Origin of the sequence: Chryseobacterium sp. WG14 (assembly GCF_024586945.1) — a bacterium.
Lineage (GTDB): Bacteria > Bacteroidota > Bacteroidia > Flavobacteriales > Weeksellaceae > Chryseobacterium.
Map to the genome: position 1 here is coordinate 95,202 of NZ_JALCZD010000001.1, position 12,926 is coordinate 108,127.

Consider the following 12,926-nt stretch of genomic DNA (forward strand, 5'->3'; position numbering starts at 1 on the left):
ATTATTAATGATATTATATATTTTTATTATAATTATTGTAAAAATGATAAATTTCAATATTAAACTATTTTTATTTAGAAAAATTATAAATAACTTCGCGCTCTAATTATAAAAAATTGAAACGAATTGTATTAAGCACAGCCCTATTCATGGGGTCTGTTACGATTTTATGTGGTCAGGAAAAGAAGATTGACCTGAATGCCGGTACTTTTGAAGTTAAAGGTTGCAGAATGATATACGCTAATAAAGACGATATTACCTATGCAGGAGGATGTGAGATTATTGTAAAGCAACCCGGGCAAGCTCCTAAAACTATTTTTTTAAAAAAGAATGAAAAACTTGTTGTCAGAGACAAGAAAGCGGCTATAGTTTACACAGATGTTGTTTCAGATATTAGGATAGATGGAATAGAACTTACAGCCAAAAAGAAGAACTTCTCTGAAATAGAAATCAAACAGGAGGCTCTTCAGAATATACAGTCATTTTCTATTGGTGACGTCCTTCAGCAATTGCCGGGGCAGTATATACAGCCTTTTGATAATGCACAATTCAAGAATATTGTTTTTCGTACAGCAAGTGGAGCTTCAGTGACATCGAGTTCTACATCCTTAAGTGGAGATGAGGCAGGAAACAAAGCTTTTGGGGTACAGGTAATGGTGAATGACATTGCGTTGTCTAATAATGAAAATATGCAAAGCTATAATTCTGCATACGGCTCACCATTCGGACTCAACTTTACCGCCACAGCCGGAAAATCAGGTACATTGACTCCTTCACAGCCTAATTTCGGGGTTGACCTGCGCGAAATTCCTACAGAAAATATTGAAAGTATAGAAGTCATCCAGGGAATTCCTGATGCTAAATACGGAGATCTTACTTCCGGGCTGATTAAGGTGACTACATTCGCCAAAAGGTCTCCTCTGCGTCTGGATGCATCCATAAGGGAAGGTACTTATCAGCTGGGACTTACCAGAGGGTTTTCTCTGAAAAATGATCAGGCTCTGAATATTTCTGCAGACTATATGAATTCTATTGTAGATCCCAGAACAAGCCTGGTAGGTTATGACAGGTTTAGCAGTAATGTTCTTTGGGGGATTAATAAAAACAGTATAAAAAATAAACTTTCTTTTGCTTTCTCTCAAAATACAAGCAATGGGAAAAGAGATCCTGATGACCTTCAGGGTATTGTAATCAGCAGTAAAAATAAAAGTTTTTCATTAAGCAATAATTTTAAATATCTTTTTAAGGGAACTAAAAAAATAGTTAGAAGTATTGGAGCAGATGTAGGACTAAGCTATGGCACTCAGCGTACGGAAAGAAAATATTTCCTGAATCAGGGAGCCCGTCCCTACGGTAATGCAATGGAAAATAGTGTGTACTATGCTCCTTATACGCCGCCAAGTTATGAAAATATGACCTATGTGGACGGAAAACCGATCAATGTTTACTTCAACACAAGTGCTGATGGTGTGTATACTACGTCTAAAAGATGGGTTCATTCCTATTCTGCGGGATTTAATTTCAGATACGGTGATAACCTTGGAAGAGGAAAATATGGGACAGCCGGACAATTCTCTACAATTGCCACTACCGGAGGAACGGCAAACGGAGTAAGAGATTATAATTATCAGGATAATGTATTGGCTAGTACGCAATACGCTTTTTATGTGCAGGATAATATTTTTAAAAGATTAAATAACAAGCATGGGATAAGGGCTAATCTTGGATTGCGTTATGATATTCAGAATGGAAGATCAACCCTCTCTCCAAGGGTGAATACTTCTTACCAGATGGGGGATCTTACTTTTCGTGCCGGAGTGGGACTGACTTCCAAAGCACCTTCACTTAACCAGTTGTATACAGGACCAAGGTATTTTGATATGCTGTTGGGAGATTACCGTATTCCGGGATATTACACCGTTGGAATAATGCAGACAGTGGTAACCCCCGGAGATAATGTAGATCTTAAACCTTCAAAAAGCTGGAAAACAGAATTTGGAATAGATTACAAATTGCCTTTCGCTGCCATCAACCTAACAGGATATTATAACAAACTTTTTGATGGTTTCAGTACCCTATCCGTAGCAAAAATGATGGATAAGGCTAAAGTGGAAATAACCGCAGTGGGAACCGATGTTCCTACTTTTGAGATTGTGGGTAAGGATAAATTCCATTATTTACAAAACAGGATTATAAACGGCTATGAATCTACCGATAAAGGATTGGAGCTTATGGTATCTTTTAAAAAGATAGAAGCACTGAACCTGATAACAGGCTTTAATGCTTCCTATGTAAAGACGAAGAGTAAAAAGAATGAAGATATACCTACAATAGCAGCCCTGTCTATTCCGGACCCTGCCTTTCAGTACGGATTGTATAATGACACGTATTCAAATGCCAATATGGCAAGAGCCAGCTTTAGTTTTGATTACCACCTGCCATCTTCCGGATTGATTATAGGGCTCCGCACTGACCATTTTTTAATCGATGAAAGAATAACATCCGGCAGCAGTATTTATCCCATTGGATATATAGATTCAGAGCTTAATACGGTGATGATTCCGGAAGGGGAAATAAGTAATCCAAAATATCAGACCCTTTTTAGAAAAGCTTCTGAAGAATCTTTATCCGGTTTGGGGAAGAAAACATTACACAATATACACCTTCGGGTTACAAAAGATTTCTTAAGCGGTTTCAGGATTTCCATATATGTAAATAATGTTTTCAACCTTAAGGCATACAATGAATATGGGACACTCTATACAAATTTCAGTCCGGCATCTTTCGGAGCTAATATTTCATATAAATTTTAATAAAAGACTTTTTGTACTATGAAAAATATAATAACTTATTTGTTTTTACCTCTTCTTATGCTTACAGGATGTAAAAGAGAAGATGATTTCGGTAGTGGGAGTGATCTTCAGCCTGTACCATTTACTATAGCCGCTAAATATGATGCAAAGTTGGATGGCAAAGAAGCTGCGAATGCCAATATCACTCTGGAAAATACCTCTACCGGAGATAAAATTATTGGAAAAACTGATGCCAATGGAGAATTAAAATTCAATGCCATTCTTCCCGGAACCTATACCATTACCGCTGACATGACGATGTCTAAAGAAGATTATGAAGATATGTTTGAAATACCTACGATCAATCCTGAAGTGTATTTCGGGGGAATGCAGGAAAAAGTTATTGTTAATGTCAATGTTTTCGCAGCAGTGATCACCCTTTCTTCAGGAAGGATAGAAGATCTTGTTATCAAGCAGGTATACTATGCGGGTTCTTCTACCACTGAAGCAGCAAGCTTCAGAGACCATTTCCTGGAGATTTATAATAATTCTAATGAAATGATCTATGCTGACGGTTTATATGTGGGGCTTCTGGAAGGGAATACAAACAGTAATGTGACTTCATATACTTTATCTAACGGGCAGTATGACTGGAGTAAATCCACAGGAAACACGATCGGAGGAAGTGCCAATACGGATTTTGTATATGCCAGTACCATCATCAGAGTTCCCGGAAGCGGAAAAGAGCATCCTATCCTCCCGGGGAAAAGTATTGTAATTGCCCAGACGGCAATTAATCATAAGGCTCCGTATGATGATATTAAAGGACAGTCTGTGAGTATAAAAAAACCAGAAGAGACGGTAGATCTTAGTGGAGCGGATTTCGAAACCTACCTTGGAGATTATTTTACAGCCAATGGAGGAAGTCCTTATCTGTATGATATCCAGAATATAATGGTTCCGGATATGGAAATTGTGCATTGGGCGTTAAATTCCAAGGATATGTTACTGGGAGTTACTTCAAGACCTGCATTGATTGTTTTTAAAGCAACACCGGGAGAAATTTCTTCTTTTGCAAAAGTACCGAGTCCTAAAAATCTAAATGGGGCATTGTTCGTAAGAATTCCTAAAGAAATTATTATTGATGGGGTAGACACTACAGATAAAGAGCAGAAAGCTCCGAAAGACTTACCGGTAAGTATTGATGCTACGAGAGCTTTCATAAAAAATGATGCAGGGTCACCTTATCCGGATTACAGCTCTTATTCCATCATTCGCAAAACAAAAGAAATTATCAAAGGCAGAGTGGTTCTGGCGGATACCAATAACTCACAAAATGACTTTACAACTATAAAAGCTAACCCACGAGGAAATGCACAATAATCATAAAAACAGACTATCATTCAATAAATGTCTACTGCTATTCCTGCTGTTAATGGCGAATCAAAGCTTATTTTCCCAGGCTACGAGGCTCGATAGTATCGATATCAGTACAGTAGAAAGAAATATCAGGCTGGAAAATCCATACCTGAGCTTTTTCCATCCATTGGACTTCTCTGCTACCTCTTTTAATTATTCTGTTCACAAACAGGAATTTAAAAGAGTGCAGTCACCTGAGAAATCCGAAGGCTTTAATTTCAATTCACAAGGTGTATTTCAGCTTTCTCCGAAAGTTGCGCTTTCCGGAAGGCTTAATGCTGTCCGGGAAAAAGAACACGCTGTTCCTTTTATCTTAACAGAAGAAAGAACCACTAATCAGTCTTTTATCCATAACCCGTCCTATTTTTATGCTCCCCGGGCGGCAGATTGGTTGAAACAGGATTATAATATTTATGGAGTACTGGCATACAGGCCTTTGAATTTCCTGATTACCCAGTTGGGAGTGGAAGGTAACTTTACAAAAGCATATAGAGATGCTGATCCCCGCCCGAAAACGGACCATTATGTGTATAATGTATTTTCAAAAATCGGTCTGAACTGGAAACAGCATAGCCTTTTTGCAAAAGGAAAATATTTTAATGATTACAAGGTAAATGACATTATGTACGTCAATATGAATACCAATGTTCCTTCTAGTGACAGTGTATATATCCGCTATAATGAAGGATATGGAAATCAGTACAAGGGAACACTTTATTCTTCAACCGAATATAAGTCTGACGGTTATATCTGGGGAGGCGAATATGCATTCAATAACAGGAATATTCACTTCAGTGCCGGATATGACTATCAGTATTCTATTGAGCGGTTTTATAAAATATACACTTACAAAGATACAGACAATCAGAGTTATAGAGTTTATGATAAGTATTCAGGATTAAGAACCGATAAACATAGTATGTATGCGAACTTTTTGGGGAGATTTAATGGATATAACTGGGCTTCGAAACTCTATTTCTGGGACCAGCTGGATGATAATTTCAATTATGAACTTAAATACAGAACCTATAGGCTGCATCAGTACCAGCTGGGATGGAATAACAATCTGAGCTGGTTTAATTCAAAAAATGAATCTCAGAAAATTCGTCTGGATTTGTTGTATGGACAGAATAGTGTGAAGGATATTTCGGTTGTCCTGAACCGGGAAATTAATTATTTTCAGTACCATCTGGGATATGAAAAGGAATTCCGTATCAATTCCGATGATAAACTGGCGCTGGGAGTGGATCAGTATCTGTATCTTCCTGTTCATAAAAGCTTTGAATATACTCCTTATGAGAGCAGTAAAGAAAATATATTTGTACAGAGAATTGCCATACCGGATTATGCTTATGATGCTTCCAAAAAACTGGGGCTTACGCTTAATCTGAAATATAAAATGAACAGGGGAAAGATCCGATATGAAATGGAAGGAGTTTTAACACAAAACTGGCTGGCTGCCAATCAGTATAAACAAGCGGTACCTGGTTATAATGGGAATGCGAACTTTATTGCTAGTTTTGCACTGAAAGTATTTTATTAAAATGAAGGAAAGATATCTGGCAATACTCGCTATTGCATCAGTGATCATAATGTCTGCCTATACATCCAATGATTCCACAGGGTATACGGTAACAGAGCTGCGTGAAATGTATGGAAGCGGAAATCATGCTTTATGGCCTAAACTCTCTCTTTTTGATGAGGCTAAAGAAGGATTTCAGGATATAGGAGCACTCCCTGAAATGGAATTTCCTGCAGATAATCCGTATTCTGAAGATAAAGCAGAATTGGGAAAAATGCTTTTTTTTGATCCGCGTTTATCAGGATCCGGGCAGATTTCATGTGCCAACTGTCATAATCCGGATCTGGGTTGGGCAGATGGAAGCAGGGTTTCTTTTGGCCATAACAGGCAGACGGGAACCCGAAATGCTCCTACTTTGGTGAATATAGGGTATGCTAAAACTCTATTCTGGGATGGAAGGGCAATGACACTGGAAGAACAGGTAAAATCTCCGATTGAAAACCCTGTAGAAATGAATCTTCACTATAAGCTGGCGACAAAAAATATACGTAAGATAAAAGGCTACAGAACCTATTTTCAAAAAGCATTCGGAACTAAGGACGTTACTGAAGATAGGATTTCCCAGGCGATTGCAACTTTTGAAAGAACATTGGTGAGCCCGGCCTCCCGATTTGATAAATTTATCGGAGGAAAGAAAAATGAACTTACCGATGCTGAGATTAACGGGCTGCATCTATTCCGTACTAAAGCGAATTGTATCAATTGCCATAATACACCTTACTTCTCGGATCAGAAATTTCATAATCTAGGTCTTACGTATTATGGCAGGAAATATGAAGATCTGGGAAGATATACGGAAACGCTGAAAAATGAAGATGTAGGAAAGTTTAAAACACCTACCCTGAGAGAAGTTGCAGATAATAAACCTTATATGCATAACGGCCTGTTTCCGGAGCTTGCCAATGTCGTGATGATGTATAATGCAGGAATGGGAAGAGAAACACCTAAGGCCAATCAGATGAACGATCCGAAATTTCCTCATAAATCAGGGATGATTGTCAGACTGAATCTTACAGATGATGAGGTTTTTGATATTGTAGCTTTTCTGAAAACACTTAACAGCTATAAATATAAGATGAGACCCCCTGAACTTCCTGCTCAATAGATACGGAAATCTTCAGTGCACGCTCTATTGCATAAAAAACGTTCCGAACCGGAGCGTTTTTTATATTATTCTATGGATTTTAAGTGAAGTGGAATGCTAATATTGGTGCCGTAACGCCATTTCTAAACTATGTGTATTGTTTCTGAAATTAAATACTAGCGCATTTATTTAAATTTAAAAACACTTTTAATAAACCTCATATTCAGGTAATCTTCAATCGGGAATATCCTGGTGAAATAGTTTCCTATATAGATCAGTATCAATACGACAGCCGGTTTATAAAACAGATTGATAAGATTGCTGTTGAAGTTAGGAAGAACAATAGCTACGGTAATTGCCAAAGTACAGATAATGGAAACAAAGATCATCTCAATAGTCAGAGGAGAAACTTTAAACACGATATAATTAAAGATGATTTTGATGATATTGTAAACAGATAATGAAATAGCAGTAGATAGGGCAATTCCGATGAGTTTCAGATCAGTATTTTTAATGAAATAATAATTCAGGCCAATGGTTAATCCTGCCAATAAAAGCATCACCAGAATATTGAATCGGTAGTATTTTGAGAGAGAAATAATATTTCCATTGAAGCCGGTTGCCAGATCTATTAAAACGGCAGATCCCCAGATCCAGACCACAGGCTCATATTCTCTGAGCATAGTTCCATTTTTGGGCATAAACTGGGTAAGGTAAGGAAAACCCACCATAATGCATGAAAACAGCACGGCACCTAAAAAGTATAAAGAGAGTGAGGTCTTCTTGTGAAACCTGTCCAGCTCTTCCATATCTCCGTCAGCAAGTGTTTTGTTGATAATAGGAGCCGAAATATTAAATAATCCCAATTGGGGAATGGAAATCAGCGAAATAAGGGCATACAGCACAGAATAAATTCCAACCTCTTCCATACCCATAAATTCACCAATCATAAAGCTGTTGATGGCCAGGTAATTTCCAAAAGTCCCCAGAAACCCGAAAAAGCTGTAATTGAAAAACTTTTTCCATAAATCATCCTTCTTAAAATAATCTGTATTAAAATCGAGATGTATCTTTTCAAGCTTGTTCGTGTAATAGATATATCCAAAAAGCATTAAAGCAAAAATTCCGAAAAAGAATGCAAAAGCAATTTTTTGAGAAAGAGCAAAATAGTAAAACAAACAGAATGCTCCCAGATTAGCTATTTTGGGGAAAAGATTATCAAAAATATTGGAAACTACAATTCTTTTATAATTGGAAGTGTACTTATTGAAAATAGCACAGAACGAAAGAATCAAAATTAATGGAAGAATCATTTCTTTAATCTTCCAGGCTTCCGAATGTCTGAACTTCGGATAAAAATAAGGCAGCACAAAAAAGACGGCTGCAAAAATGAGAAAATTGACAAAAACAGTGAGCAGCGATAACGAAAGCATATTCTGCTTTTTGCCGTCTTTTTCTACCGAATGAAAAAACTTTACATTAGAATAAGAAATGCCCAATACCACAAAAGGAACCAACATCTCAGCAGTAGGAAGGATATAGCGAAGCTTTCCGTAAAATTCAAAGTCGTTGGGGAAAATGAATATTGCGGAAACCGTGCCCAGCAAAAAACCAATATAACCGATAATGGAATATTTGAAGCCTTGTCTCGCTACTACGCTCATAAAGTTATTTTAAAGGTTTTTAGGTATAAAAATAATATTGTTGATATACTGAGTTTTATTTTTTTCGTCACTTGTATTTTGCAGTAAAATATCCTCTGTAAGTGTTTCCAGGATAAAGCTGTTTCTGTTAAGGTACTGAGCTTCATATCCCCAGCTTTTTACCTCAGAGATTTCATTCCATATAGGAGTTTGATGGTGTCTTTGCTCCATTTCAACCATTAGGGTCGGCAGGAACTTTCTGATGGTTTCTTGTGCCCCCAGAAGAGTCTTTATTTCATTTCCTTCAACATCTATTTTGATGAAATCCAGTTTGTCAAAGTGTTCCAGGGCAGCCCAGTCATCCAACTTAATGACCTTTACTTTTTCAGTAAGGCTTTTTTCTTCTCCTTTTTCCTTATAAGAAGTGTTTAAGGTTCCCCGGGAAGCAATTGTTTTTCCATTAATAACAGGAACTTTAAATTCAGCTGTTGTATTTTCGTCAGAAAGAGCCAAAGGCAGAACCTGCATTGTGGAAAACAGCCTTTTAAGGCGCTGGTAAAGCTTTTTATTAGGTTCAAAAGCATAAATATGTTCATGATCCAGCTTGTTTTCCAGCTGATAGAGAAAAGTTCCTACATTCGCACCAATGTCAAGGATTACAGCATTCTTAGGAAGGTATTCCTTGATCCATACCAGTTCCGGTTCTACATTACGTTCCGAAAAATTATTTTTATTAAGATTTTTTAAGGTCTTAAAATATCTTTTTTTGTAGAAATTCGGACTTATATATTGTAGTTTTTCTGCAAGTTTTTGGTATAAAGACATCCTTAGCTTTTTGACGAACAGCAAAGATAAGCAAAAATGTAAAACTTATCTTAAAAAATGTTAAATATAATAGGTTGATTTTCAGTTGATAATATTTCCTGATAGTTTTGAGGGAAAATGAGATATAACAGGTTTTTTCTTTGTCCGGGAGACTCCTCTGGCTAATAAACAGCTTGTTTTAAAGATTCTGGAACAGCATAAAATGATAAAGCATAGCTGTTTTTTCTCCCCAATATTACCTGTAAGGCATATCAATGGGAGTTAAAGAGAATTTTGCAGTATCTGTAAGAATTTAACAGAACTGTTTTATGAAGCAGTTTCCGGATTGGTTACACAAAGGGAGTGTTTAGAAAATCATTAAAAGGTTTCATCAGACTAAAAATTTTTGTCAGATTCTGTACTGCTTTTTTATCTAGTATTTCTTCATCTTTTAAACGGTATAGTACGATAAAATTCTTAAGCTTCAGGTATTCTGCCATAGGATCTTCTTTTTCAAAACCCTGGGGAACTTTTTTAAGTTTACCATCCTGATCAAGCTCAGGAAAGTGCTTTTTGAAATTTTTTTGATTTAAAATTTTGAGAAAATCATCGCCATATAAAGAGACTTCCTTCCTTACCTCTTTCAAAACAGAAGATTCAGGCATGTAGATTCCGCCGGCTAGAAATGATTTACCGGGTTCAATATGAAGATAATATCCACCTTTCTGGCTGCCTTTTCCCATTCCTAAAGAGGCTCCGAAGTTGGTTTTGTAAGGGACTTTGTCTTTTGAAAATCTGGTGTCCCTATAGATTCTAAACATTGCTTTTTTAGGGTCTATTTTAGCCAGATCTTCATCAAATGCTGACATTTCTTTTATTAAATCTTCCAAAAAAGAAATCACATTTTCCTGTGATGCTGTGTATAGGCTTTTATTCTCATTGAACCATTCACGGTTATTATTAGTGGCTAACTTTTTTAAAAAGGTAAGTGTTCCTGGTTGTATTGTATTCATTTTGTGAGCTTGGTTTACTAAGGGCTGTAAGAAATGATATGCCGATTTATTTTAAACGAAGTTAAAAAATAAACTTGCGTTTACCAAAAATTAAACTGGAGTTCACGGAGCTGGGAATTTTATTTTTTAGCTTTGAGATACCAACTTATTATAACGTAAATACTATGAAAAATCTGAAAAAAATTTCAAGAATGGATTTGAAAAAATTACAGGGTGGAGCAGCTGCATACAGCTGTGGATCTTATTGCAGTAAAGAAGGGGAGCAGTGTGGAAATTACATTTACGAATGCTATTGCCAGGCGCTTAATGGAGATCCTACATTTTTAAGATGTGTACCCAACCATTAACTGTTAGCAAAACCAACACAAGGCTGTCCTTCTTGGAGGGAAGTCTTTTTTTATCATTATATTATTAAAAAAAATAATGATAAATCATAGTTATAAGGCCGAATTTCCAGCGTAATTCCTAATTGTATAATAAAATATCAACAGGTTTTTACGGATAGGTTCAAAAATAATCAATCGGTTGAATAAAAGAATAAGCGTACTGTTATTTTTTAAAAACTCATAAATAACCCATAAAAAATCAATCCAATTTAATAAAAAAAAATAATGTTTAACAAGTCTTTAATTTCAAGCTTGTTTTTTTAGATTTAATTTTCAAAAAATCAAAAAAATAGTAGAGGATTCTGAATTTAAGATTGTATATTTAAAACTTTATTCAAAAACAAGTCAAATATTTATTGTATCTTTGCAAAAATTTTAAAATAGTTAATGAATTTATTTACGGAAACCAATTTAAGTCCTGATATTCTTAAGGCAATTGGCGAACTGGGCTACGAAAGCCCAACAGAAATCCAAAAACAGACTATCCCTTTTATTCTTTCAGATATTCGCGACTTGATCGCACTTGCGCAAACAGGGACAGGCAAAACAGCAGCGTTTTCGCTTCCGATTTTGGATATGATTGACGATACGAGTCGCAAAATCCAATTATTGGTGCTTTGTCCGACACGGGAATTATGTCTTCAGATTTCTAAAGACATAAAGAATTACTCTAAGTACATGAAAGACATCAAAACTACTGCAGTTTATGGTGGAAGTAGTATTGTAGATCAGATGAGATCTTTGAGGGATAAACCACAGATTATTGTGGGAACTCCGGGAAGAGTAATTGATCTTATCAACAGAAAAGCATTAGACTTTTCTGCTATTCATTGGTTGGTATTAGATGAAGCTGATGAAATGCTTTCTATGGGATTCAAAGACGAATTGGAAACCATCTTAAGCGAAACTCCGGAAACAAAACAGACTTTCTTATTCTCGGCAACGATGAATAAAGAAGTGGAAAGAATTTCCAAAAATTATCTTACAAAACCACACCGTATTTCAGTAGGTTCTATCAACGAAGTGAAGAAGAACATTACACACGAATATTACGTGGTAGGTTACCGTCAGAAAAAAGAAGCGTTGAAAAGATTGATCGATGCAAACCCTAATCAGTATTCCATTATCTTCTGTAGAACGAGAATGGAAACTCAGGAGGTTGCTGATTTCTTAATGCAGAACGGGTATGCAGCAGATGCACTTCATGGAGACCTTTCTCAGGCGCAGAGAGATACGGTAATGAAGAAATTCAGATTGAAAAATATCGATATTCTTGTAGCTACAGACGTTGCAGCAAGAGGATTGGATGTAAACTCTCTGACTCACGTTATTCACTTCTCTTTACCTGATGATCCTGAAGTATTTGTTCACAGAAGTGGTAGAACAGGTAGAGCAGGAAAAGACGGTATTTCTATGGCTTTAATTAAGCCTGAAGAAAGCAGAAAGCTGAAGCAGATCAAATCTGCAACAAAGATTGATATCAACGAAAAATTCATTCCTACAGGTGAAGAGATTATCAAAGCTCAGGTAGGAGGTGTTTTCGAAAAACTATTAACAGAACACGAAGATCTTTTCGAGTTTGATAATAGCCTGATTCCTGATCTAAGCAACTTTACAAAAGAAGAATTGGTGCACCAGTTGCTACAGTTCCAATTGAAAGATCTTGCTTTATATTACAAAGACAAACACGATCTTGTTGAGCAGAAATTGAGCAGCAGAGATGATGATTACTCAAGAAGAGACCGTGGTCGTGATAGAGACAGAGATCGTGGAAGAGACCGAGACAGCAGAGATAGCCGAGACAGAGATCGCGGAAGAGACAGAGACCGTGGTGGAAAGCCAAGAAGAAAAGATGAGAATATGGTAAGATTCTTCTTTAATCTTGGAAAGAAAGATCACTTGAAGAAACTTGACGTTTTGGATATTATCAACCAGGCTACTGCAGGAGGAAAGACCAAGAAAAGAGCTGAGATTGGAGATATTGAGATCTTAGAAAAATTCTCTTTCTTCGAAGTTGAGAAATCATTCAAAGACAATGTCCTAAGCAATATTCAGTCTATGAAGTTCAAAGGAAAAGATATGAGGGCTGAAGTGGCAAACTAAACCCTTATTGACACTATATAAAACCGGCAGCAATGCCGGTTTTTTTATTTGATTATCAAATGGTAAGCGAATGTTAACAAAACTTAATGTTAGATAGTTT

At 36.4% G+C, this 12,926-nt stretch carries 9 protein-coding genes; 6 read left to right on the forward strand and 3 right to left on the reverse strand.

The features are described from left to right. Positions 1-116 precede the first annotated feature (116 nt). Genes MP478_RS00365 through MP478_RS00380 form a run of 4 tightly spaced genes read left to right on the forward strand, consistent with a single transcriptional unit; the run spans position 117 to position 6,898 of the window. Entirely contained in the window at positions 117-2,813 is a 2,697-nt protein-coding gene (locus tag MP478_RS00365) for a TonB-dependent siderophore receptor (protein ID WP_257199239.1), read from the forward strand. An 18-nt stretch (positions 2,814-2,831) separates the two neighbouring features. Then, a complete protein-coding gene (locus tag MP478_RS00370) occupies positions 2,832-4,175 on the forward strand; it encodes a DUF4876 domain-containing protein (protein WP_257199240.1) in 1,344 nt (447 codons plus the stop codon). After that, positions 4,165-5,754 carry a DUF6850 family outer membrane beta-barrel protein gene (locus MP478_RS00375; protein ID WP_257199241.1) on the forward strand — a complete coding sequence of 530 codons (1,590 nt, stop codon included), beginning with the start codon at positions 4,165-4,167 and terminating at the stop codon, positions 5,752-5,754. Before MP478_RS00370 ends, MP478_RS00375 begins: the two co-directional genes overlap by 11 nt. Position 5,755: 1 nt before the next feature. Beyond that, positions 5,756-6,898 carry a cytochrome-c peroxidase gene (locus MP478_RS00380; protein ID WP_257199242.1) on the forward strand — a complete coding sequence of 381 codons (1,143 nt, stop codon included), beginning with the start codon at positions 5,756-5,758 and terminating at the stop codon, positions 6,896-6,898. Positions 6,899-7,062: 164 nt separating this feature from the next. Here the strand turns inward: MP478_RS00380 and MP478_RS00385 are convergent, their stop codons facing one another. The 3 genes from MP478_RS00385 to MP478_RS00395 form a co-directional block, all read right to left on the reverse strand. Beyond that, positions 7,063-8,541 carry a lipopolysaccharide biosynthesis protein gene (locus MP478_RS00385; protein ID WP_257190692.1) on the reverse strand — a complete coding sequence of 493 codons (1,479 nt, stop codon included), beginning with the start codon at positions 8,539-8,541 and terminating at the stop codon, positions 7,063-7,065. A gap of 9 nt (positions 8,542-8,550) precedes the next feature. After that, complete coding sequence (locus MP478_RS00390) at positions 8,551-9,345, reverse strand: FkbM family methyltransferase (RefSeq protein WP_257199243.1); 795 nt, start codon at positions 9,343-9,345, stop codon at positions 8,551-8,553. Positions 9,346-9,674: 329 nt separating this feature from the next. Then, positions 9,675-10,337, reverse strand: coding sequence for a DUF2461 domain-containing protein (locus tag MP478_RS00395; protein WP_257199244.1), 663 nt, complete (start codon positions 10,335-10,337; stop codon positions 9,675-9,677). 164 nt (positions 10,338-10,501) lie between these two features. Here MP478_RS00395 and MP478_RS00400 point away from each other — a divergent pair, with 164 nt between their 5' ends. Beyond that, positions 10,502-10,684 carry a hypothetical protein gene (locus MP478_RS00400; RefSeq protein WP_230036946.1) on the forward strand — a complete coding sequence of 61 codons (183 nt, stop codon included), beginning with the start codon at positions 10,502-10,504 and terminating at the stop codon, positions 10,682-10,684. A 426-nt stretch (positions 10,685-11,110) separates the two neighbouring features. Continuing rightward, the gene (locus MP478_RS00405; RefSeq protein WP_230036944.1) at positions 11,111-12,826 is read left to right on the forward strand and encodes a DEAD/DEAH box helicase; all 1,716 of its coding nucleotides are present in this window, start codon (positions 11,111-11,113) and stop codon (positions 12,824-12,826) included. Positions 12,827-12,926 lie beyond the last annotated feature (100 nt).

Excerpts from the sequence above, each read along its gene's own strand:
- MP478_RS00395 (WP_257199244.1), bottom strand. The coding sequence starts at position 10,337 with ATGAATACAATACAACCAGGAACACTTACCTTTTTAAAAAAGTTAGCC.
- MP478_RS00405 (WP_230036944.1), top strand. The coding sequence starts at position 11,111 with ATGAATTTATTTACGGAAACCAATTTAAGTCCTGATATTCTTAAGGCA.
- MP478_RS00370 (WP_257199240.1), top strand. The coding sequence starts at position 2,832 with ATGAAAAATATAATAACTTATTTGTTTTTACCTCTTCTTATGCTTACA.
- MP478_RS00375 (WP_257199241.1), top strand. The coding sequence starts at position 4,165 with ATGCACAATAATCATAAAAACAGACTATCATTCAATAAATGTCTACTG.
- MP478_RS00380 (WP_257199242.1), top strand. The coding sequence starts at position 5,756 with ATGAAGGAAAGATATCTGGCAATACTCGCTATTGCATCAGTGATCATA.
- MP478_RS00390 (WP_257199243.1), bottom strand. The coding sequence starts at position 9,345 with ATGTCTTTATACCAAAAACTTGCAGAAAAACTACAATATATAAGTCCG.
- MP478_RS00385 (WP_257190692.1), bottom strand. The coding sequence starts at position 8,541 with ATGAGCGTAGTAGCGAGACAAGGCTTCAAATATTCCATTATCGGTTAT.
- MP478_RS00400 (WP_230036946.1), top strand. The coding sequence starts at position 10,502 with ATGAAAAATCTGAAAAAAATTTCAAGAATGGATTTGAAAAAATTACAG.